This is a genomic window from Rheinheimera pacifica (assembly GCF_024809855.1).
GTDB lineage: Bacteria > Pseudomonadota > Gammaproteobacteria > Enterobacterales > Alteromonadaceae > Alishewanella > Alishewanella pacifica_A.
The window spans coordinates 40,867-64,719 of record NZ_JANUEM010000011.1 but is presented as its reverse complement, the minus strand read 5'-3'; the positions used below and the strand labels follow the sequence as shown (position 1 = coordinate 64,719).

17 protein-coding genes are annotated in these 23,853 nt (G+C 48.6%); 11 read left to right on the top strand and 6 right to left on the bottom strand.

What is annotated here, in order from left to right; translation table 11 throughout:
• The first annotated feature begins 154 nt into the window (after nucleotides 1-154).
• The 4 genes from hemN (at nucleotide 155) to secF (ending at nucleotide 4,955) form a co-directional block, all read left to right on the top strand.
• On the top strand, nucleotides 155-1,516 hold the full coding sequence (gene hemN / locus M2404_RS14180) for an oxygen-independent coproporphyrinogen III oxidase (protein ID WP_259240407.1): 1,362 nt from the start codon (nucleotides 155-157) through the stop codon (nucleotides 1,514-1,516).
• Nucleotides 1,517-1,630: 114 nt separating this feature from the next.
• Nucleotides 1,631-1,942 carry a hypothetical protein gene (locus M2404_RS14175; protein WP_259240406.1) on the top strand — a complete coding sequence of 104 codons (312 nt, stop codon included), beginning with the start codon at nucleotides 1,631-1,633 and terminating at the stop codon, nucleotides 1,940-1,942.
• Between the two features lie 204 nt (nucleotides 1,943-2,146).
• On the top strand, nucleotides 2,147-4,000 hold the full coding sequence (secD, locus tag M2404_RS14170; RefSeq protein ID WP_259240405.1) for a protein translocase subunit SecD: 1,854 nt from the start codon (nucleotides 2,147-2,149) through the stop codon (nucleotides 3,998-4,000).
• 10 nt (nucleotides 4,001-4,010) lie between these two features.
• Entirely contained in the window at nucleotides 4,011-4,955 is a 945-nt protein-coding gene (gene secF, locus M2404_RS14165) for a protein translocase subunit SecF (RefSeq protein ID WP_259240404.1), read from the top strand.
• Between the two features lie 87 nt (nucleotides 4,956-5,042).
• Here secF and M2404_RS14160 read toward each other — a convergent pair whose 3' ends face one another.
• Both M2404_RS14160 and M2404_RS14155 read right to left on the bottom strand, forming a co-directional pair.
• The gene (locus tag M2404_RS14160) at nucleotides 5,043-8,162 is read right to left on the bottom strand and encodes an efflux RND transporter permease subunit (RefSeq protein WP_259240502.1); all 3,120 of its coding nucleotides are present in this window, start codon (nucleotides 8,160-8,162) and stop codon (nucleotides 5,043-5,045) included.
• A 1-nt stretch (nucleotide 8,163) separates the two neighbouring features.
• A complete protein-coding gene (locus M2404_RS14155; protein WP_259240403.1) occupies nucleotides 8,164-9,216 on the bottom strand; it encodes an efflux RND transporter periplasmic adaptor subunit in 1,053 nt (350 codons plus the stop codon).
• Between the two features lie 203 nt (nucleotides 9,217-9,419).
• Here M2404_RS14155 and M2404_RS14150 point away from each other — a divergent pair, with 203 nt between their 5' ends.
• The 4 genes from M2404_RS14150 (at nucleotide 9,420) to M2404_RS14135 (ending at nucleotide 13,118) form a co-directional block, all read left to right on the top strand.
• Nucleotides 9,420-10,082, top strand: coding sequence for a DUF2982 domain-containing protein (locus M2404_RS14150; RefSeq protein WP_259240402.1), 663 nt, complete (start codon nucleotides 9,420-9,422; stop codon nucleotides 10,080-10,082).
• A 59-nt stretch (nucleotides 10,083-10,141) separates the two neighbouring features.
• Nucleotides 10,142-10,477 (top strand): hypothetical protein, encoded by a 336-nt coding sequence (locus tag M2404_RS14145; RefSeq protein WP_259240401.1) that lies wholly within the window; start codon nucleotides 10,142-10,144, stop codon nucleotides 10,475-10,477.
• A gap of 146 nt (nucleotides 10,478-10,623) precedes the next feature.
• A complete protein-coding gene (locus M2404_RS14140) occupies nucleotides 10,624-12,243 on the top strand; it encodes a DUF342 domain-containing protein (protein ID WP_259240400.1) in 1,620 nt (539 codons plus the stop codon).
• Between the two features lie 179 nt (nucleotides 12,244-12,422).
• Complete coding sequence (locus tag M2404_RS14135; protein WP_259240399.1) at nucleotides 12,423-13,118, top strand: DUF2884 family protein; 696 nt, start codon at nucleotides 12,423-12,425, stop codon at nucleotides 13,116-13,118.
• Nucleotides 13,119-13,122: 4 nt separating this feature from the next.
• Here M2404_RS14135 and M2404_RS14130 read toward each other — a convergent pair whose 3' ends face one another.
• From M2404_RS14130 to M2404_RS14115, 4 genes are all read right to left on the bottom strand, one after another.
• Nucleotides 13,123-14,178, bottom strand: coding sequence for a succinylglutamate desuccinylase/aspartoacylase family protein (locus M2404_RS14130; RefSeq protein WP_259240398.1), 1,056 nt, complete (start codon nucleotides 14,176-14,178; stop codon nucleotides 13,123-13,125).
• Nucleotides 14,178-15,095 carry a 30S ribosomal protein S6--L-glutamate ligase gene (rimK, locus tag M2404_RS14125; RefSeq protein WP_259240397.1) on the bottom strand — a complete coding sequence of 306 codons (918 nt, stop codon included), beginning with the start codon at nucleotides 15,093-15,095 and terminating at the stop codon, nucleotides 14,178-14,180. The genes M2404_RS14130 and rimK overlap by 1 nt, the downstream gene beginning before the upstream one ends.
• Before the next feature lie 101 nt (nucleotides 15,096-15,196).
• The gene (locus M2404_RS14120; RefSeq protein WP_259240396.1) at nucleotides 15,197-16,546 is read right to left on the bottom strand and encodes a magnesium transporter; all 1,350 of its coding nucleotides are present in this window, start codon (nucleotides 16,544-16,546) and stop codon (nucleotides 15,197-15,199) included.
• Between the two features lie 26 nt (nucleotides 16,547-16,572).
• Nucleotides 16,573-17,535 carry a magnesium transporter CorA family protein gene (locus tag M2404_RS14115; RefSeq protein WP_259240395.1) on the bottom strand — a complete coding sequence of 321 codons (963 nt, stop codon included), beginning with the start codon at nucleotides 17,533-17,535 and terminating at the stop codon, nucleotides 16,573-16,575.
• Nucleotides 17,536-17,725: 190 nt separating this feature from the next.
• On the opposite strand from M2404_RS14115, the gene M2404_RS14110 reads away from it, so the two are divergent.
• The 3 genes from M2404_RS14110 to M2404_RS14100 all read left to right on the top strand — a co-directional run bounded on the left by M2404_RS14110 (nucleotide 17,726) and on the right by M2404_RS14100 (nucleotide 23,692).
• Complete coding sequence (locus tag M2404_RS14110; protein WP_259240394.1) at nucleotides 17,726-19,624, top strand: cytochrome c/FTR1 family iron permease; 1,899 nt, start codon at nucleotides 17,726-17,728, stop codon at nucleotides 19,622-19,624.
• 113 nt (nucleotides 19,625-19,737) lie between these two features.
• Nucleotides 19,738-21,981, top strand: coding sequence for a hypothetical protein (locus M2404_RS14105; RefSeq protein ID WP_259240393.1), 2,244 nt, complete (start codon nucleotides 19,738-19,740; stop codon nucleotides 21,979-21,981).
• A 10-nt stretch (nucleotides 21,982-21,991) separates the two neighbouring features.
• Complete coding sequence (locus M2404_RS14100; protein WP_259240392.1) at nucleotides 21,992-23,692, top strand: toxin-antitoxin system YwqK family antitoxin; 1,701 nt, start codon at nucleotides 21,992-21,994, stop codon at nucleotides 23,690-23,692.
• The last annotated feature ends 161 nt before the right edge of the window (nucleotides 23,693-23,853 follow it).

Sequence of the window (23,853 nt, the reverse complement as noted above, 5' to 3'; positions counted from 1 at the left end):
CTGTTACCAGAGGTGCTGACGAATATTGTTGCACCTGCATAGTGATAGTTAAACCAAGCCTGAGGCAGATCAATATCAGCTGACACAGCAGGGATTATTATGGCTATTCGTCAATCGCCAGCAGTGTTAAACCAACAGTGTTAAAGAGGTTAAGATGTTTGTCAGCAACTGGGACCCCACATTAATCAGCAAGTATAATATTAACGGCCCGCGTTACACCTCTTACCCCACAGCGCTGGCGCTAAGTACTGATTTTGATAACATGCTGATCCCTAATGCAATAGGGCAAGGCCCAGATCAGCTTAGCCTTTATATCCATATCCCGTTTTGCCATAAGCTGTGTTACTACTGTGGTTGCAATAAGGTGGTAACCCGGCATCAGCATAAGGCCGATAGCTATTTGGATGCGCTGGCAGAGGAGATGGCATTGTACCGGACGCTTTTGGTGCAAAAGCAGATCACCCAGCTGCATTTGGGTGGTGGTACGCCAACTTTTTTAACTGAAGTGCAACTTAGCCGTTTAATGGCGCTGCTGCACGGCAACTTTGCGATAGAGCCGGATGCGGAAATCAGCATTGAAATTGACCCGCGCAGTTGCAGTGACAGCAAGCTGGCGCATTTACGCTCGCTGGGCTTTAACCGGGTGAGTTTTGGTGTACAGGATTTAGATGAAAAAGTGCAAATTGCCATTAACCGGGTGCAGGATACCGCACTTATTTGCCATCAGGTGCAGCTGAGCCGCCAGTTGGGGTTTAACTCAGTTAATCTTGATCTGGTATATGGTTTACCATTTCAGCAACCAGACAGTTTTGCCAGCACGCTGGATGAAATTATCCGGCTGAACCCGGATCGTATTTCGTTATTCAGCTATGCGCATTTGCCCGAACGTTTTGCCGCCCAGCGCAAGCTTGATAATGCCAGCCTGCCAGATGCTGCGCTTAAGCTGCAGCTACAATGCCTGGCTATTAAAGCCTTTATGGCGGCTGGTTATCAGTTTATTGGCATGGACCATTTTGCCCGGCCCGGTGATGCGCTGGCTAAAGCTCAGCTTGCCGGTAAGCTGCAGCGTAATTTTCAGGGTTATACTACTGGTGGGCAAAATGCGCTGATTGGCCTTGGCGTGTCCGCTATTAGCCAGGTAAATGGTGTGCTGTGGCAAAATAGCAAAGAGTTACCGGCCTATTATGCGGCTATTGCTGCCAGCCAGTTACCGGTTGAGCGTGGTTTTAGCTTAAGCGATGACGATAAACTACGGGCAGCACTTATCAGCCAGTTAATTTGCCACTTTGAACTGGACGTAGAAACATTTAGCCGCCAGTGGCGCCTGCATGGTTTTTGGCAATATTTTGCCCAAGCGTTGGAACACTTGCAGCCGTTTATGGAAGATGGCCTGGTTGAAGTATATGCCGAACGTATTAGTGTCACTGCAACAGGGAGGTTATGGGTGCGCAGTATTTGCGCCTGCTTTGATGCTTATTTAAGCCGGGGTCAGCAGCGTTATTCTAAGGTGATTTAGTGCGTGCGATGGCAAATTTTTTTTTACCAGCGCTTGTGCTGGGGTGAATTAGGGCCCATTATGCGCTTGCGTAAGTCTGCTTAGCAGATTACGTGCCCTGTAATATGAGGTGTTATGCGCTGGCTGAGTAGTTTTGCCATACTGTTTTATCTAAGCTTATTGTGTACGCCGCAAGAACTTTTTGTGCACGATCCACGCTTATCACCCCTGGCAGATACGCAATTTCATGCAGTAAACCCCTCACTGCATCAGCATACGCTGAACACACCCCAAGACAAAGACGATGATCCTCAACTTGCAGTAATACCTGTAAAGCGCAGTGTTGTGTTCAGTGCATCTTCTGTCATTCCTGCGGTATTGTCTGTACTGCATTCATCCGTTTTCCTTACTCCGCAACAAGCCAGAGCGCCGCCACTGTTTTCCTGAAATTAGATCTTAGCCCGGCAAACTGATTACATATTTTACGTGCTACTTGCGCACTTTATTTGTGCTTGCACGGTATTCAGCCGGTTACAAATCACACTTTGCCTTTTCTGTTATTAACCATCTGCGTGGTTATCGCAAAGTGTTGCACAGTCTTGCAGTTGCCATATCGGTTGTGGCTGTAAGGAAGAATGTAAGGATAAACTGATGTTAAATAAAAACCCTGCCTGGCGCTATGTACTGGTGATTGGCATGTTATTGCTGGCACTGGTGTATGCGTTGCCAAACTTATATCCGGAAGATCCGGCGCTGAATATCAGTGCTACACGCGGTGGTACTGTTGCAGAGCAAACCCGCTTGCAACTGGAACAAAGCTTCCGCGCTGCCAATATTGCCGCTAAATCGGTGGTGCTGGAAGAAGGCCAAATTCTGGCCCGTTTTAACAGTACCGAAGATCAGTTGCAGGCCCGTGAAATTGCCAGCCAGCAGTTGGGAACAAATTTTGTTACCGCACTTAATCTGGCTCCGGCCACGCCCGGTTGGTTAACCGCCATTGGTGCTACGCCGATGAACTTAGGCCTGGACTTGCGTGGCGGTGTGCACTTTTTACTGGCGGTGGATATGAAAGCTGCGCTGGATAAAAACCTGAACGATATGGTGCAAACTTTCCGCGCCGACTTACGTGAAGATCAAATCCGTTACCGCAACGTGCAGGCTGACATTAGCCGTGGCCAGGTGCAGATTACTTTTCGTAGCACCGAAGATCTGACAGCCGCAGAAGCAGCACTTAAAAAACGAGACCGCGAACTGGTATTTAGCACCGGCAGCGACAACCAGACCTTGCTGGTTACCCTTAGCGAAAACCGCTTAAAAGAAATTCGTGAATATGCGCTGGAGCAAAACATTACCATTATCCGTAACCGGGTAAATGAAATTGGTGTGGCTGAGCCGTTAGTGCAGCGCCAGGGAGCTGATCGCATTGTGGTGCAATTACCCGGAGTGCAGGACACCGCGCAGGCAAAAGAAATTCTCGGTGCTACGGCATCACTGGAATTTCGGCTGGTAGACACAGACGGCGATTTAGCTGCCGCGCTTGAAGGCCGTGTGCCACCTAATTCTGAGCTGTATTACAGCCGTGATGGCCGCCCTGTACTGCTGGAAAAACGCATTATGCTTACCGGCGATCATATTACCGGCGCCAGTTCGGGTTATGACGAATACAGCCGGCCGCAGGTAAATATTAAGCTGGATGCAAAAGGCGGCAGCTTACTTTCGGCCAGTACAAAAGACACGATAGGCCGGCGTATGGCGTCGGTATTTATTGAGTATAAGCCCGGCACTGAAATAGATGTTGACGGCAACCCGGTGCTGATTAAACAGCAGGAAGTGATTAACGACGCCACCATTCAGGCGCGTTTGGGCCGCGACTTTGTAATTACCGGCATAAGCTCGCCGGCAGAAGCACAAAATCTGGCCACCTTACTACGTGCCGGTGCTCTGATTGCTCCCATTCAGATTATAGAAGAGCGCACCATAGGCCCAAGCTTAGGTAAAGAAAATATTGAGCTTGGTATAACTGCTATTCAGTGGGGCATGGTTGTGGTGCTGTTGTTTATGGCGGTGTATTACAAAGCCTTCGGTATGGTTGCCAATATTGCACTGGTAGCTAACCTGGTACTGCTGGTTGGTGTTATGTCGCTGATCCCAGGTGCAACTCTCACCTTACCGGGCATGGCCGGTATAGTGCTAACGGTGGGTATGGCGGTAGATGCCAATGTGCTTATTTTTGAGCGTATCCGCGAAGAATTGTTGGAAGGGCGCTCAGTACAGCAGGCTATTCACCATGGCTATGACCGGGCTTTTGCCACTATTGCCGACTCTAATATTACTACCTTACTGGTAGCGCTGGTGCTGTTTGGTATTGGTACCGGGCCGGTAAAAGGTTTTGCGGTAACACTGGCGATAGGCATTTTAACGTCTATTTTTACGGCGGTAGTCGGTACCCGGTTATTAGTTAATTTAATTTGGGGTGGCCGCCGCGTGCAGTCACTACCTATATAAGGAGCACGCTATGCAGGTATTTAACTTTGCCAAACCGCTGGATTTTATGCGGTTAAAATGGGCGGCTGTGGTGCTTTCCGCTGTGCTGGTGCTGGCCTCTTTTACTTCTATTGCGATAAATGGCATTAACTGGGGGCTGGATTTTACCGGTGGCACCGTGATTGAAGTTGGCTTTGCCAAACCAGCTGATTTAGCTGCCGTAAGACAAACACTGACCGACGCCGGGTATGAAGATGCTGTGGTGCAGCTATTTGGCACCAGCCGCGATGTGCTGATCCGCATCCCGCTGCGCCCTGATATTGCTCAGGCAGAAGTGGGTGATACCGTGCTGCAGGCACTGAATAGTCAGCAGGCAGATTCGGTAACTATGCGCAGGGTAGAGTTTGTCGGGCCAAGTGTAGGCGAAGAGTTAAAACAAGACGGTGGCCTGGCCATGTTAATGGCGCTGCTGGGTATTCTGGCTTATGTTGCCATGCGCTTTGAATGGCGTTTGTCGGTGGGGGCGGTAGCAGCACTGACACATGACGTTATTTTAACCCTGGGATTATTCTCATTATTGCAGCTGGAGTTTGATTTAACGGTTCTTGCCGCGATACTGGCGCTGATAGGTTACTCGATTAACGATACCATAGTGGTGTTTGACCGTATTCGTGAGAGTTTCCGTAAGTTGCGCGAAACAACCGTAGCTGAAACTATTAACGATGCCATTACCTCCACGTTAAACCGCACGGTTATTACCTCATTAACTACTATGCTGGTATTAGTGGTGTTGTTTTATATGGGCGGTGCGTTAATACATGGTTTTGCTACGGCATTGCTGTTTGGTATTGCGGTAGGCACTTATTCTTCTATCTACGTTGCCAGTGCCATTGCTGAAATTCTGGGAATAAGCCGTGAAGATATGCTACCACCGCCACCGGTAGATAAAGAAGGCGAGGATATCGACGCGCTTTGATAGCAACAAAGCACAGTAGTAAAGCGTGCAGTAAAAAAACGCCCCGCTGATGCGGGGCATTTTTTTAGTTAACAACAAAGCTGATTATCAGTGCACTTCATCTGCTGCGTGTGCATCCGGTGCTTCTTTTTCCAGTTGTTGTAGTTTGTGCTCCAGCCGCTTGGGTGAGCCGGTATTGCGTGCTATAGCAATATACATTACCGGTACCACATAGATTGTCATCAAGGTTGCCAGTGAGACCCCGGCGAAAATAACCATACCTATTACCATTCGGCTCTCTGAGCCCGGGCCTGATGCTACTATCAGCGGGATACTACTCATTGCGGTGGTAAAGGCTGTCATCACAATAGGGCGTAACCGCTGTGCTGACGCTTGTTGAATGGCAGCAACAAATTCCATGCCGGCATCACGCAACTGGTTGGCAAATTCAACAATCAGAATGCCGTTTTTCGCAACCAGGCCAATCAGCATAACCAGGCCAATCTGGCTGTAGATATTCAGTGTCATGCCACTGAAATACAAGCCGGATAAGGCGCCAACTAACCCCAACGGAACCGTGACCATAATAACCAACGGATGAATAAAGCTTTCAAATTGCGCAGCCAGTACCAGATAGGTAATAAGCAGTGCCAGAATAAATACCATCAGGGTAGAGCTGCCGCTTTCCTGGTACAGCAGCGACTCGCCTTTGTAGTCAATACCAACGGTGTCCTGTATTTCGGTTTTAACTACGTTTTCCAGGTATTCCAGTGCTTCGCCCAGGCTGTAACCCGGCGCCATACTGGCAGTTAACGTAATAGCACGCATCCGGTTATAACGGTTCAGGCTGGATGATGTTGCCTCTTCACGCAGTGTTACCAGGTTATCCAGCGGGATAAGTTCGTTTGAGGTATCCGAGCGCAGATACACATTGCTGATACTGCCCGGCGAGCGGAAATCGTCATCCAGACCTTCAATAATAACGTCATACTCTTTACCGCGATCCAGGAAGGTGGTTACCCGACGCCCGCCTAACATGGCTTCTAAAGAGCGGCCGATAGCACCGACAGAGATCCCCAGATCGCCGGCGCGCTCGGTGTCAATTTCAACCAGTATCTGTGGTACGGTTTCTTTGTAGTCGTGATCCAGCATCAGAATATTAGGGTTTTCTGACGCTTTGCTGATCACAATGTCACGCCAGCGTGCCAGTTCTTCATAGGTATTACCCTGCAACACAAACTGGATTGGCCGGCCACCGCCACCGCCGCCGCCCAGGCCGCTACGCATAAAGGTGAAGGCGCGTACATCGGGGAGCTCGTTAAGCTTTTCGCCTACTTCGCCCATTAATTCCTGTGTGCGGCGTTTACCGTTATGCCAGTTTTCCGTGCCGACTATAGCAATACCGCCGCTGTTACCCCAGCCGGGCACACGTACCAGTAAGCGGTTAAACTCGCCTCCGTGGTAGTAGGGCATCAGTACATCTTCAATCAGGCGCATATTGCGGCTGTTGCTGGTGTAACTGGCGCCTTCTGCCGGGCTCATCATAACAAAAAAAGTACCACGGTCTTCAACCGGTGCCAGCTCGCTGGGCAGCAGTTTTACCAGCATATAGCTGGCGACAAAACACAATGCAACCACTATAATTACCGGCCAGCGTGTGGCACACACCACATCCAGTTGTCGCCGGTAAGCATTTTCCAGTTTGTGAAAGGCGCTATGCAGCCACAATCCCAGTTTGCTTTCGCGTTTCTGATGCGTCAGTAATTTACTACATAGCATGGGTGACAATGTAAGCGCCGTGACACTGGAAAATGCCACTGCTGCAGCGATGGCCAGCGCAAACTCGGTAAACAGCTTGCCCAACTGGCCTTGCATAAACACCAGTGGCACAAACACTGAAATTAGCACCAGTGTAGTGGCGATAACAGCAAAACCAACTTCACGCGCACCGCGGTATGACGCCAGTAGCGGATGTTCGCCTTGTTCAATCCGGCGGTAGATGTTTTCCAGTACCACGATAGAGTCATCTACCACCAGGCCTATGGCTAAAACCATCGCCAGCAGGGTCAGCAGGTTGACGGAAAAGTCCAGTGCAAATAATACCGTAACGGCCGCTACCAGCGATACCGGCACTGTAACAGCCGGAATAAAAGTCGCGCGGATATTACCTAAGAACAAAAAGATCACCACGATAACCAAAGCCATTGCTATGGCCAGGGTGTTGTATACTTCTTTAATTGATTCGGCAATAAACAACGAAGAGTCGTAACCCGGTTCAATGGTGGTTCCTTCAGGCAGAGTTGGTTTAATCCGCTCCATTTCTGCCCGTGCGGCTTTAACAACGTCCAGCGTATTGGCTTTTGATTGTTTAATAATACCTATACCAAGCAGGTTTTTACCGTCACCGCGAAACTCGCTTTCCTCGTTTTCTGCGGTTAGCAATACATCGGCAACTTCACCCAGCCTTACCAGATAATTATTGGCACCGCGTTTGATTACCAGTTTGCGAAAGTCTTCCTGTGATTTATAGGTGCGCACAACGCGCACGGTAAAATCACGCTCGGTAGATTTTATATTACCGGCAGGTAGCTCTACGTTTTCAGCCCGTAATACATTTTCAATATCCTGCACTGTTACACCGCGGGATGCCATAGCATCGCGATCCAGCCAGATACGCATGGCGTAATCACGTGCCCCGCCCAATTGCAAACGGGCAACGCCGTCAACTACAGAGAACCGCTCGACAATGTAACGATCGGCGTAATCGGTCAGCTCCAGTGAGGTCATGGTTTCGCTGTTTAATACAAACCAGGCGATAGTGTCTTCATCGTCACTGGCTTTGGACACTTCAGGCGGATCGGCTTGGTCTGGCAGGTTGTTCAGCGCACGTGACACCCGGTCGCGTACATCGTTGGCGGCAGAGTCGATGTCGCGTTCAACGGCAAATTCAATCGAAATATTCGAACGGCCATTACGGCTGACCGAGTTAATATTTTTAATGCCTTCAACGCCGCTGATACGATCTTCCAGCAACTGGGTAATTTTAGACTCAACAATTTCGGCAGAGGCGCCAGGGTAGTTAGTGCTGATACTAACAATAGGGGTGTCAATATCCGGATACTCGCGCAGTGGCAGCATACTAAAACAGACAATACCAAACACCATCAACAGCAGGTTTATAACCGTAGCAAATACCGGTCTTTTAACCGATAAATCGGACAGCAGCATATCAGCCTCCAACCCGGTTAATGGTAATACCTGAGCGCAGTTTCTGAATACCCTCAACGACCACTTCATCACCGTTTTCCAGCCCGCTCAGTATTTCAACCCAGCCTGGTACGCGCTGGCCGGTTTTTACTTCAACCTGAGTGACTTTGTTATCAGCATCGACTTTATAAACAAATTGCTTCTGCTGCTGTGGCACCAGCGCTTTTTCTGAAATTTGCATAGCCACACGGTTATCCAGCTCCAGCTTTACATGCAGCAACATGCCCGGGCGCAGGCGTAAATCTTCATTAGGTAAAGCGCCGTGTACTGTTACGGTACGGGTTACCGGGTCCAGCCGGGTATCAATAGCGCTGACGGTCCCCTTAAAGGTGATATTGCCATAAGCGGCATTTGTGACAGTTAAAGGCATACCTACACTGATATCAGCCAGATAATGCTCGGCAACGCTAAAAGCCACCCGTAGTGTATTTAAATCATCAAGCGTGGTGATCACAGTGCCATTGGTAATATAAGCACCAACACTAACCTGGCGCAGGCCAAGATAGCCATCAAAAGGCGCACGGATAGTCATTTCAGCTAACTGGGCTTTGGCGATATCAAGTTGTGCCAGCGTGGTATTAACGCGGGTTTGTTGTTCGTCCAGCAGCGATTGAGCAGTAGCCTGTGTCGTCGCCAGATTTTTCAACCGGTCTAACTGACGTTTTTGATCTTCCAGTATGCCTTCCAGCTCTGTTACACGTGCGCGCTCTTGTACATCATGCAAACGGGCAATCACTTCGCCTTTTTTGATGGCTTTGCCTTCACGGATATTCAGCTCTGTGACAAAGTCGCTGGTTGGGGAGATTAACTGAATTGAGTGATTGGAAATACCGGTGCCCAGTGAGTTAACACTGCGGATCATCGGCTTGGTTTCTACCTTGGCAGTACTTACTGCTACAACGGCGGCGTCGCGGCGGATGTCAGTTTTTTGGCTGGGTATCCAATACAAATAGCCCACAAATACCAGCAGAGCGATGAGTATCACCCAAATTAATTTTGAATGTAATTTTGCCACAATAACCCCGGATAACAGCTTGATAATAATTTCTGCCTTATTGTATGGAAGAAAGCGTTATTTAGATTTCCTGTTATCGCAGTCGTAGCGGCGTTGGTCGATTCAGCGGTGTATAACTGCGGTTTAAAGCAGCAATATTTGCTGAACTAAGCAGCAAAGCCTGTCATATTGGTCATAATATAGGGGCAGCAGAGGTAATAAATATGCAGCTAAATCAAATTCAGGGGGGCGCCAGTCGCGGAGGCGCGGCGCTGATGATAGGCAGTAGCACCGTATTGCTGTTACTGTTGCTTAGTATGCTCTGGGTAGAGCAATTAAATGTACTGCATGCGCTGGCATTTGTTATGGCGGCACTGGGGTTGTTTGCCGGTTGGGCCAAGTTATCAGAACCTGCCTACTTTTTGCAGTATGATGAAACCGGCCTACAGTATTTTCACCGCCGCGGCAGTTGGTTTTTGCCCTGGAGCAGTTTTTTATACAGCGGTGTGCCGCAGCTGGAACAAAAAAAACTCAGCTATATTGCTTTTAAACTGACCGACTACGACAGCTTTTTACAAAGTCTGCCACTACGGCTGGCTGTGCGTATTATGACAGAGCAACGAGCCTTGTATGTTGGCGCCATACGCCAGGGTTGTGACAGCGGCCAATGTGCCAGTGAGCTGATGGCGGAGGGCGAAAACTTCAGTACGGCAGGTCAGCAATATAACGGCATTAAGGCTGCTTTTGCTCACCGGATGCAGCGCCTGGTAAATGCCACTGGCTTTGATATTTTTGTGCCTGTTGAACTTAGCGAGGCAGATGCGCTTAACCTGTGTAAGCAGATTAATCAGGCAAGGTTACAATGTATCCAGAATACAGTAACCTAGACACTAGGTACTGACTGTATCATAATGTTGTCATTACCGGATATTGTGCAGGGCAATGAATGAATACTTACGAAAGAGCATTTTTAGTTAGTGGTCGCAACACATTGATACATAAGAATAAAAAGCTTGATTTGGTTATAGTAAATGATGACGGTGATCCGGTAATTGTCGTGACGCGTCATGGCGTGAAAGTTTTCACTGAAACGGTACCTGCGAACAAGGCTGATGCAAAAGAGCGCTATATGGAAGTGGTAGATATTTCCAGCTCAGACGTTTTTAGCGAGGTGAAAACCTTACTGTTTGTTCAGGCTATTAATAATAAAGAGTATAAAATTGATTACAGCAAGGCGGGTACAGAATTGTTTATCCGTATCCATCAGGAAAACTATATCTGATGTATTAGCCACAACTGAGCCCTGTATTAGCAAAAGGGCTTGTGTTAAGGCCGGTTATTTGCTTCATTAGACTAGCTTTCGTGCAGTAACCTGAAGTGTGAAGCCATATGCAATTTACCGAGCACAATAATAGTATAAAGATAACCGTGCCTGTAACTCTGAATGCGCTGACAGCGCAGGACGTTAACGCCCAGTTACAGCAAGCTGGCTATGGCCGTTGCTTTGTAATTCAGGATCAACTGACCAACCTGCTGATTGAATATCAGCAAATTCAGCAAAAAATTAAAGACAAGTTGCAAGCCGAAGGTGTGCCATTAACCTATCGTATTGCTGACATGCGCCCGGCTGAGCTTAAGTTTGATATTAGCGAAGATAAAATGTCAGCTGCTGCCATTATCACCTCAGCCTGGGGTGGGGCTCCGGTGTCAGCCAATATGCTGGTTAAAGCTGCGCAGGAAGCCGGCGTAGTATTTGGCTTTAGTAAAGAACACATTATCAAACTGGTAACGCATGCCAGCAAGGCAGATCCCGGCAGCAAAGTTAAACTGGTTATAGCGCGTGGCCGTCAGGTCGTGCAGGGGGCTGACTCCCGTTTTGAGGCGCTGATCCCCGATATGGAAAGCCGCCGTAATAAACCCTTACTGCAGTCTGACGAAAAGGCCGACTTACGCGACTTTGGTGTTATTCCGTCAATTCGTGCTGCCGAGCCGTTAATGCGCCGGCATCCGCCGACTGCCGGTGTTGATGGTATGACCGTTAGCGGCAATGTGCTGCCTGCAACACCCGGCCAGGTTATAGAGTGGAATTTGGGCGAAGGCAGTGAGTTATCCGCTGAAGACGCTGATTTACTGCTGGCCGCACGTGACGGTTTACCCCGGGTCATCGAACATGGTGCTACCATCGATGAAGTATTTACCGTAAAGAATGTTGATTTGGCTACCGGACATATTATTTTTCGCGGTTCTGTTGTTATTAACGGCGATGTAACGGAGAGCATGAAAGTTATTGCCGGCGGTAATGTATTTGTAAAAGGTTATGTTGAAGGCAGCCTGATAGAAGCAGGCGGTGATATCAGAATTGGCGGTGCCATTATAGGCCATCAGATCGCTACTGCAGAAAAAGACACCGAATATAGCACTGAGCTAAAAGCTCAGGGCGATATAGAGTGCAATATTGCTCAATATGCCCGGCTAAACGCCAGCGGTAATCTTTATGTTAAAAAGCAAATCATGCATTGTACGGTGTCGGCTGCCAAAGTGTATGCAGGGCCTGAAGACAACCCTAATGGTAAGGTGATTGGTGGCTATTTTTATCTGGATTACGGCATTCATACCGGCAACCTTGGTGCACCGTCCAGCAGTAATATTTACATTGAACTTAAGCGGCTGACCGATCCGATCGTAGAAAAACAGGAAGTGCTGCGTGCCAGTATTGCTGCTGCGAAAAAAGATATGCTGGAAATTCGTGAGCAGCTGGAAAAGCTGAAGAAAATTGAAGGCAATGCCCAGATAGAAGCACGCCGCCAGGAGTTACAGGGCGAGTTTGATGAGCACAAAACCGTAGCGCTGGCTTTAATAGAGGATGTTAAAGCACTGGAAATGCAGCGCAAAGAAAAACTGGAACAGGCGCTTATAGTCGCTCATCAGCAGTTGTTTTCAGCGGTTGAGGTGCATTTTGATAAAGACATTATCCGTAGCCGTCGCGAGTACGGCCCGTCAAAAATCCTGCTGGTAGATGGCAGTGTGTCAATAGAACCATTCTATTAATATGAGTCAGGCTGCATTTTCGACAGTTGGCAACTCCTCTGCGATGCAGGGTAATGTGTTTTTTACAGTGCTGACGTAGGCTTTGTCTGTCATCGTTACCGGGTAAATTATCAGTGAAGCGTTTTTTCTGTACCTTTATGCTGTTGCTTGCACCGCTGCTATCTGCAGCTGAGTGCAATATGGCCTTTGCGCACGGTATTATTATTTCACCTGATCAGATCCGTATTTTGCAAAACAACCGCACCCATGTGCAGATTAATGCTGATCATCAACTGTTTATCCGCGGTGAGTGGATCACACTGGAAGACGATGACACCTTATTATTGATGCAGTACAGCCAGGGGTTGCGCCGTTTTGTGCCAGAGATTGTTAGCATAGCGGTAGATGGCGTTGAGCTTGGGTTGTCCAGCATTGAAGCTATGTTTAGTGGCATTGGCAGCCAGGCGCAGCAGGCAGAATGGCGTGAGCTGGTGCGGGAAACTACCTTTCAGTGGATGTCGCGTTTTGTGCGCAGCAACGATCATTTCTATCTGGCACCGCAAAGCCTGAACGAGCTGGATTACTTTCTGCATGACGAGTTGAAACCGCAACTGGACAACCTGACCCGTCATACGGTTGGCGCGGTCTGGGGCGCACTGCGCGATGCCTTACGCCACTCCGACAACAATTTTGAACGGTCAGACAATCAGGATTGGCAATCGGTTGGTCAAATGGTAGACAAAATTAATCTGGGGCTGGATGCCAAAGCGGTAGAGCTGGAAGAGAAGTCGGCATTATTTTGTCAGCGCATGCAGGAGCTGGATGAAATTGAAAAACAATTACAGCAGCGCCTGCCAGAGCTGGAACGTTACAACGTAGTATCGCAAAAACAGTAGCGGTTTACACCACACCGTATTCTTCGCCGAGCACCGGTGGCATGGCGTTGTCTACTTCGTCATTAATGGCATCAAGGGTTTTTTCTGCTTCATCAAGCGAGCTGACTTCCGCCACATGAAACAGTGCTTCGCCTTCGTTTACCAGGGGCAGGTTGTTACGGCCAATAACAATACCGTCAAAGCTGGCAGGCACCGCCACTTCAAAATCGGAATAGGGCGAATAGATATGCGCCAGTACATCGCCGGTTTTTACCGTTTGGCCCAGGCCCACATAATATCGGGCTATACCGTCATGTTCAGCCCGCACCCAGCTGCTTTTCTTCGAAAATAACGACTTAGTGCTGGGCTTTTTTCGCATGGCTCTGAGCATACCCAGATCAGTCATGACATTTAAAATACCGCGTACGCCGACATTGATCGATTGCTCGTCAAAGCGCAGCGCTTCACCTGCTTCATACAGCAAAAGCGGAATGCCTAAATTATTGGCTGTACCGCGCATAGTGCCGTCACGGCTGGCCGCTTTAATAATAATGGGCGCGTTAAACACTTCCGCCATGCGCAGGGCTATTTTATCTTTGGCACTGGCACGTACCTGAGGCAGGTTTGAGCGGTGGATAGCGCCTGTATGCAGGTCAATGGCATGGGTGCAGTTTTTTAGTATTTTGTCGGTAAACTGAAATGCCATCCTGCTGCCGAGTGAGCCTTTTTCACTGCCGGGAAAGCTGCGGTTTAAATCACGCCGGTCAGGTAAATAGCGGGATTGCTGCACAAAGCCATAGGTGTTTACTATTGGCACTATAATCAGTGTCCCTTTAAGCTGATTCAGCCGGGGTAGCTTTAGCAGGCGGCGGCATATTTCCACGCCGTTAATTTCATCGCCGTGCAGCGCTGCGGTGACCAGCAATACCGGCCCGTCTTTACGGCCATGGATCACATGGGCACCAATGTTCAGTTCAGTATGGGTATATAGTTTACCAAAAGGGATATCTACTACAGCGCGACTGCCCGGAGGGATACTACTGTTTCCCAATATAAAAGGTGCTCTGGTGCCATTTTGCATTAGCCGGTTCCTTTGGTGTTAAGTTTACGCCTGGTTTTGTGGCTGGCCACTTTTTGTTCCAAAAAGGCAATGCTGATATCAGCAATATCTTTGTCAGTAGCTGCCTCAATGCCCTCAAGTCCGGGTGAGCTGTTTACTTCCATGACAACCGGGCCATGGTTCGAGCGCAGCAAATCTACGCCGGCGACATTTAAACCCATGGTTTTCGCTGCCCGGATAGCTGTGCTACGTTCTTCTTTACTTAGCTTTATTGCTGAAGCGGTGCCGCCACGGTGCAGGTTTGAGCGAAACTCGCCGGCTTTAGCCTGGCGTTTCATGGCTGCGACGACTTTATTACCAACAACAAAACAGCGAATATCCGCGCCGTTAGCTTCGCGGATATACTCCTGCACCAGGATATTGGCATTTAAACCCATAAAGGCTTCTATTACGCTTTCTGCAGCGGTGCGGGTTTCAGCCAGCACCACACCGATGCCCTGAGTACCTTCAAGCAGCTTTATTACCAAAGGTGCCCCGCCTACCATTTCGATAAGGTCGGGGATATCGCCGGGTTTATCGGCAAAACCGGTTACCGGCAGGCCGATCCCCTGACGCGCTAATAACTGCAGGCTACGTAGTTTGTCGCGGGCACGGCTGATGGCAACTGATTCATTTAAGCTATATACACCCATCATTTCAAACTGCCGCAGTACAGCGGTGCCATAAAACGTGATAGAGGCACCGATGCGTGGGATAACGGCGTCAAAATCTTCCAGCACCTGGCCTTTATGATGAATAGATAAATTGGTGCGGTTAACGTTCATATAACAGGTAAGGGGATCAATCACCTGCACCTGATGGCCACGCCTGGTTGCTGCTTCCACCAGGCGTTTGGTGGAATACAGTTCAGCATTGCGCGATAAAATCGCAATTTTCATGCGCTCTCCAATAAGAGGTAAGATCAGCTGCTATTGTAAAAGTGTCTGCGCCCTGAGGCAGCAACAATACTGTTGTCAGTAGCAAATAATCAGCTTGCTTTTTATGTTAGCAGCAGTAATGAGCCCAAACCCAGGAAAACAAAAAAACCGGTCATGTCAGTAATGGCGGTAAGCACAACTGAGCCCGCCAAAGCCGGGTCAATATTTACCTTTTTCATCCAGATTGGAATGATGACACCGGCAAATGCCGACACGACGATATTAATAATGACAGCAAGCCCGATAACTATGCAAATAACCCAGTTGTCGAACCAGACATAAGTTAACACCGCAATAACCAGCCCCCACAGCAAGCCGTTAAGCCCGGCTACACCTAAGGCTTTACGCAATAGCGTCATATGGGTTTGCGGAGTAATTTGTTCCAGCGCCAGGCCACGGATGATCAACGTTAATGTCTGGCTGCCGGCTATGCCGCCCATGCTGGCCACTATTGGCATCAATACAGCCAGCGCTACTACCTCTGCCAGAGTCGCTTCAAATAACCCTATGGTATTGGCGGCCAGAAAAGCCGTAATAAGGTTAACCCCCAGCCATAGTGCACGGCGTTTTGCGCTGTATAATACCGGCGCGAATAAGTCTTCTTCTTCGTCCAGACCGGCGGTATGCATAAACTGGCTTTCCAGGCTGCGGCGCACGTTCTCCAGCGCTTCACCAATAGATAAGCGGCCAAGCAATTTGCCTTCGTCGTCAACAACCGCCAGGGCGGTATAGCCAGAGCGCGAGACGATATCAGAGCCCTGATCCAGCTCCATCTCACCTTCAACTACAGGTGCTTCGTTATCAATCACGGTTTCAACCGGCAGGTGGCTGGCAAGGCCAAGTAATTGTGTGGCATGCACCAGCCCGGCATAGCGGCCGGTGCGATCCACTACAAACAGGGCATCGTGGTATTCTGCATCTTCTGCCAATTGGCGAAACAGCCGGATAGCGTCACGTACTTTGGCATTTTTATTGATGATCAGCATATCGTGATCAGCATAACGGCCACACTGATCTTCATCATACGCCAGAGCGGTATCCAGCCAGCGACGCTGGCTTTCATCAAGACGTGAGCAGGCGTAGTCATAAATCCGCTGTGGCAGCTCGTCAAGCAGTTCAATCAGATCATCAACTTCCATGCCTTCAACCAGGCTACGTAGCTGCGCTTCGTCTAATTGCTTAAATATATTGTCGCGGGCGTCTACCCGCATATAGGTCAGTGCTGCTATCTGGTCATCCGGGTGCAGGCTTAGCCAGGTGCTTACCCGTTGCTCTACCGGCATGGCCTCCAGTGCGATAGCAATTTCTTCCGGTTCCAGCTGGCTTAGCTTTCCGGTCAGGTGTTCCGCTTCGTCTTCATTAAAGCTGTCGCGTACAATTTCTTCAATATCCAGCGGTTGGTTTTCAGCCATTTACAACTCCCCAGCCTGTGGCAGCATTACCACCAGCCGCGTATTTTAAACCATGTCAGCCCGGTTATGCCGCCTATTAACATGGTAATTAACACAATAAAATAGCCATTGTTCATTTGCAGTTCTGGCATATTGATAAAGTTCATGCCGTATATACCAGCAATAAATGTCAGTGGTATGAATATGGTACTGACTATAGTCAGTACTTTCATCCGTTCGTTAATCTGGTGCGAGGTGGTAGACATATAACTATGCACCAGATCGCTAAGCTGATCGTAGTACATATCGGTCATACTGTGCAGCCGTTCAAATTTCTCATAAAAGTCGCGGATTTCCGTGTTGGTAAAGTGACGGAACAGCGGGCTTTGCTCTTCATATAAAGCGTCAGAAAAAATATCTTTCTGATAGGCCAGGTTACGGTTTATTTTTCGTAGTACTGAGCGGTAGCGCATAATCAGGGCCATTTGCTCGTCGTTACCGCTGTGCAGCATAACATCTTCCAGCTCACTTTGTTCGTCTTCAAAGTTTATTAATTTTTCCAGGTAACTGCCTGATACGGCAAAAATTAACTGTTTTATCCACTCGGCAGTATTATGGTTTTTTCCGGCGGTAAGCTGTGGCTCTAATTGCTTTAGTAACACTGGATTATGGCATTGTACTTTGCTGATCAATACTTGTTTGGAATACAACAGATTAACCTGGGCACTGCTGCTGTATTCACTAAAGTCGGCGTCGGCATAACCGCGCATAATAAGCAGGGTAAAGTCGGTTTGTGCTTCCATTTTCGGCGGATGACGCTCACGGCTGAAATCTTCAGCCAGAGTCGGGCTTATGGCAAAGCGTTGCATAACTTGCAGTTGCTCTTCCTGGCTGGCGTTGTTCAGATTTATCCATAAGGTGGCATCAGCCGGTAAACTGCCTGGTAACCGGTCTAAGGTGCTTTCATGCCAGGTGCTGGTTTCTGGTTCAAAATAGCTAAGTGAAATCATATAGTTTCTCCGGCAAAAGTGCTTATGCTACAGCATACTCATAAAAAGCGCTTGCGGGCAAATGAAGCAGAGTTGACAAGGCTAAGCGTTAAGAGGCGCGTTTATTAAGGCGATTGACAAATATTGATGTAATAGCTGCAAATAAAGCGAGTATAATGCGAATCATTCCCTTTAAGTTTTTGGCTGTACCATGAAAAAGCTACTGTTGTTGTGTTTATTCCTCGTTACCTTGCCTGGCCAGGCGTCTGACAAACTTATCCAGTTAATTGAATATATCGGTGCCGATTATAAAGAGGCTGTGCAACAAGGCCAGGTGGTCAATGCCGCCGAGTTTGCCGAGATGCAGGAATTTGCCAGCCTGATCCCGGCGCAGTTGCCAGCCGGGCAAACCGAACTGCAGCAGCAGGCAGCATTATTGCAGCAACTGGTAGCCAGCCATGCCGATGAAGCTGAAATTCAGCAATTAACAGCCGCTATGCGTAAAATGGTTATTGCTGGCATGCCCGCTATTAAACTGCCATTACAAGCACCGGATCATCAACGCGGCAAAGCCTTGTATCAGCAAAATTGTGCTGTTTGTCATGGTGATACCGGACACGGTGATGGCCCGGCAGGAACCGCACTTGACCCGTCACCTACCGACTTTCATGACACCGAGCGCTATAACGCCCGCAGTTTATTCGGGCTGTTTAATACCATCAGCCTGGGCGTAGCCGACACCGGTATGGTGGCTTTTTCACATCTGGATGAGCAAAGCCGCTGGGATCTGGCGTTTTATGTTGGTGCTCTTGCCAGCGAAGATCAGATAGGTGCCCGCGGGGCCCAGCCAGATGCCGGTGAAGGCAAAGCAGCTAAAGCTGTGCCGTCGGTACTGATTAGTAAAACTGCCATCACAAATTTAATTACTGCTACCCCACATGATGTGACACAGCAGTATGCAGAGCATGGCGCTGCGCTAATGGCCTTATTTCGCCAGCAGCCGGAGCAATTTTTTAATGCTGCGCAGGCCTCGCCACTGCAAATTGCACACGACAAGCTGGAATTAATTATGCCGCTGGTACAGCAACAGCATCATACCCAGGCATACGATATGGCGGTATCGGCGTATCTGGATGGCTTTGAGCTGGCAGAAAACAATCTGGCTGCGGTAGACGGTGCGTTAAAAGATCGCATTGAACAGCGTATGTTGCAACTGCGCCAGTTAATTAAGCAGCAAGCTGCCACTGCAGTATTACAGGCAGAGATCAGTGAAATACAGCAGTTGCTGCAACAGGCGCAGCAGGTTTTAGATGAAACCGAGCTGGCACCCTTTAATGTATTCTTGCTGGCGTTACTTATTTTACTGCGTGAAGGTTTGGAAGCCCTGCTGGTTGTGGCGGCGATATACAGCGTCGCAGTAAAAACGCAGCAGCCGCGCTTAAAGCGTTCAGTGCATTACGGCTGGGTGGCCGCACTGGCACTGGGCGCCGTTACCTGGGTGGTTGCCAGCTTTGTTATTACCATATCGGGTGCTTCGCGCGAGCTGACTGAAGGTTATACCGCGTTAACCGCAGCGGCTATTTTATTTTATATGGGCTTTTGGATGCACAGTAAAACATCTGCAGCGCAGTGGCAGCAGTTTATTGGTCAGCAGGTAAATAAAGCGCTGAAATCCGGTGCTTATTTTGGTCTTGGGTTGGTAGTGTTTTTAGCGGTTTACCGTGAAGTATTTGAAACCATCTTATTTTATCAGTCTTTGTGGCTACAGGGCGGTGCAGTGCATCAGTCCGGTTTTATCGCCGGTATTGCAACGGCGTTACTGGTATTGCTGATATTAGGGTTTGCCATGTTTAAATTTGCGCTGAAACTACCGCTAAAAACCTTTTTTGGCAGCACCGCCGTGCTAATGATAATGCTGGCTGTAGTAATGGCGGGCAAAGGGGTTGTGGCATTGCAAGAGGCTGGTACCGTGCCAATAACGCCGCTGCAGCTGCCAACGATAAGCTGGTTAGGTGTGTACCCCACAGTACAGGGCTTGGTTGCCCAACTATTACTGCTGCTTGCAGCTGTTGGGCTGGTGGTATACCAGCGACGTAAGGATAAAATATAAGCATTTGGTAACACAATGTTTGCGGCGCAGTACTTAACCGGATAAAGCATTTTATTTACAGGGCTTTAACGGTTAAACTGCGTCGTTTTATTTTAGTAAGTAATAGGAATGCCATGAAGTACCTCTGCTGCGTCGTCGCTTGTTTTGTTTTATCTGCCTGTTCTTTTTTTGATACTGATGTTGAGTTTAAACCCACGCAGGGCGAGGAGCGACGGTATCAGGTATACAGCATCACCAGCATCGAAGTTGATAATGGCCGGCGTACTGAAACACTTAAAGCTACATCGCATCAGTTAATCCGCTACAAAGTCACTGACACCGGCACAGACAGCCGCTTTGAGGTGCATATTGATTATATGCACATGCGCGATGGCCAGGGCAGTGGTGTCAATAGTACTAACAGTGCTGAACGTAACCCTGAGATGCACGCGCTTTTTTCCCAGGGGTTTGAGTTCACTGCTAATTTACGCAGCGGCAACGTAACCGATTACAGCGGGTTGAACAAACCGCTCTGGCAGGCACTGCTGGCCGATCGCGGTGCAGAGCTGGAGCAGGAAATGCAAAAGCTGTTTGGTTCAGCCACCTTTGTTAACAAAATACCTGCAACAGTGGGCGCTACTGTGCAGTTGCCGGCTTATCAAGGCCAGGCAGACGTTACTCTGACAGTGCTCAGGGTTACAGACACTCATGTTCTGGCTAAAGTAGAAAGTGAGCAGGACGACGGTAAATTTTATGGCCAGATGTTGCTGGAGCGGGAGCGTGGCTGGTTAGTGCGCCTGACACTGATAGTTGAAGCACCGTTTGAGCGCTATGGTTACAGCGGTACTATGCGCAGCAATATTATGATGTTTGAGCAACAGCCGCAATCAGGCGATTTGAGCCAGCGCTTTAAATATAACCACGACTTTCCTGCCTTTGAATATGAAGCACAACCTGACTTTGCTGTGGATGAAGCCAATGTTGATCTGACAGAGGAACAAGTATTTCCATTTGATAGCGGCTACTTTCAGCAGCAGGATCAGCAGTTACATCTGGTGTATCAGCATGATTTTACTGAGATGATGCCTGCCGGCGAATTTCAGTTAACTAATATTACCGCGCGCAATGCTCAGGGGGAAATTCTGCCGCTGCAACTGGAAGAAAGCGGTAGCTACAGCTATCCGGATCAGAATGGTTTATATAAGTCGGTGCGGCAAAACCTGTTAGCTGGCTGGAATGCTCCGGCTGAGCTATTGCAACAGGTAGCGCAGTTTAGTGCTACGGCGCAGTATACGTCGGCCAAAATAGTTACGCTTAGCCTGACGCCCGATCCGGCGAAAACAGTAACGGCGCAATATAAAGATTTGCAACTGGAGTTAGCTCCGGTTGCAGGCGAGCCACTTACTTACCACTTAATCAGCCGGGGCAGTCATAAGCAGTGGCTGCTACGCCGCTACGATGGTGCCGAAGGCGCGACAGTGCAGTATCTGCAGCCCCATAGCGACGTACCTGATTGGCTAAGTGAGCAAGAACAAACAATGGTGGCACTGGCAGCATCACAGCAGTATGAAAACCGGGTGCAGTTTACTTTTAAACAATTGCCAGCCAGCCTGACATTATATGTTAATGCGGTATCTGACAACGCAGTGTTCAGTAAAGACATTCTCTTTGTACCAGAACAGCACTACGGACAAAAAGCGGTTTATCCGCCAGCACATGAAGAGTTGTTATATCTGGAGGATATGTACGATGGCATATATGACAACTTTGCTGAATTTGCACCGCAGCAAGCTGATCCTGCCTTGCTTGATCTGCAAAGGGTGAACAACTACGGCGTAAGCCTGCAGCTTAGCGCAGAGCAAGCTGCAGTTTGCACGTTAAGTATTACGCAAGCACCTGAAGTTAATGGCCATAAACTGCAGTGGGTTCAGGTTAAAACCAGTAATAATCTCAGCGGTGCGCCGGATAAGCACATCCGTTATATGTTAAGTACAGCAGATGGTATCCGGCGTAACTTTTATGGCATCAAGGTAAGCAGCAACTTAACCTGCGCTGGTACACCACAGTGGCAAACTGTAGCTTACCAGCCGGAGCAAAACTGGCTGATAGATATCAGCCAGTTGCCAGATGTTGATACTACGCTAAGCGTTAGTCAGTTTATGCAACGCTATCGTTTTTTAAATGTCAGAAAGCAAGCGTTAGCGCCATTAATCTCAACTGACAGCAGCCCTGATTTTTACCAGCAGCCACTACAACAGGTATTGCAGGATGGCCGCTGGTTTGCCCTGGCGGGCCGTAGCCTGACTATTGAGCAACTGATAACCACCGGTGAGCCGGTTAATAAGCAGTGGCACACACAGTTCCCGGCTTTACCTTAAGGAGCGCACTATGAAAAGTTTATTAATCTTATGCGCACTGTTGTTATCGTTTAACCTGGCGGCAGAGCGGATTTTGTTGGATCAACAATGGCAGCCCAGCAACGAGCCCGGCGAAGCCATGTATTACATTAACCAGCCACCGCAGCAGCAAAACGGCGTTTGGTCATTAGAGTTGTTTCATCTTTCAACCAACAAACGGTTTTTTAAAGGCAGCTTAAGCGGGCCGGATTTAGCCGGGCATTATCCGGTTGGCGATTTTGAGTTTTTCTACGAAAACGGCCAGTTGTCTCGCACAGGCAGTAGTACCGCTGGTGGCAGTTATCACGGCACTCACCGGCACTATTGGGAAGATGGCACCATACAGGGCGAATATCAGTATCAAAATGGCCAGTTGCATGGTGAACAGAAAACCTATCATAAAAATGGCCAGCTACACCGCCACGAACAACGTGTTAACAACGAAAATCGGGGGCTGTCGCAAAGCTTTCATGCGAACGGCGAGTTAGCATCAAGAGCAACCTATGGCGAAAACGGTATGGAAGGCTTGTTTGAAACCTTTCATGATAACGGTAAGCCGGAACAGAGAGTAAATACAGTGGCTGGCGAAAACCAGGGCGAACGGCTGTACTGGACTAAAGACGGCTGGCTGGTTTATCAGCAACACTATCTTAATGGTAAATTGCACGGTGAAGAGCGTTACTATCAGGCCGATGGCGTGTTGGGGGCTGTAAAAAACTATCAGCACGGTATTTTGGTAGGGTTGCAGCAACAGTTTAGCAGGGCAGGGGTGTTAATACAGCAGCTAAACTATGACGCTGACGGCCGTGAGCTGCAGCGCATTGACTACCATCAAAATGGCAATATCAGTACGCAGACTGATACAGAGTATCTGGCTGAAGGCTCTGTGAGCACTGAGCAACGTTTTACCGACGATGCCAGGCTAAGCTATAAATATCAGCAAAATACTGCAAAAAACTGGAGTTTACGCGAAAGCTTTAACGCTGATGGTGAACACACCGCACGCGAAGAAAAGCTTGATGATCAGTATCAGGGGTTATATTTAGGTTCGGCCTGGAATGGTGATACAAAACTGGTAAGCTATGTTAACGGCAAAATGCATGGCGACTATCTTGAGGAGTCAGAAGATGGCAGTAGCTTTGTGCGTGGCAAATATCAGCACGGCGTAAAAGTAGGGCAATGGATAACCCAAACCCGGGATGTGATACTGACTGAGCAATTTAATCAGCAAGGCCAGCTGTCTGGCGAAAGAACAGAAATAACCACCAATGGTTTAGTACTGCGGCAGGAGTTTTATAAAAACGACAAATTGCACGGTGACTATTTACGCCACGGTTTTGATGGACAGATACAAGCCAAAGGCCGTTATGTTAATGGCGAACGGGAAGGTGCCTGGCAGTTGCAGGACGAAAACAGCTACCGGGAAGTGAAATTGTGGCACGGCCACTATAAAGCCGGACATGAGGTAGGTAAGTGGCAGGCATTTTCTGCTAATGGCCACTTATTGGGAAGCATACAGTATGATCAGCAAGGCAAGATACAAGGCAAAGTTTACAGCTTTAACGAAGATGGCAGCCTGATACAAACCGAGGAGTATGTTGATAACCGGCTACATGGCCGGTCAGTGTATTACGCCGATGGCGAACCTTTTTCGGTGCAATTGTTTGAGCAAGGCAGGTTCATCAGCGACTAAACCCAGATAGCAAAAACCGGCGTAAGATGCCGGTTTTTGCTTTATTGCTGCCCTTACGTTATTGGTTTTTTAAGGATACTGTTGTTTAAAGTCAGCCAACCAGAGCTTTGCGTCAGATCAATAACGTCATACTGGCAACGGCTACAATAGCTGCCTTTTGC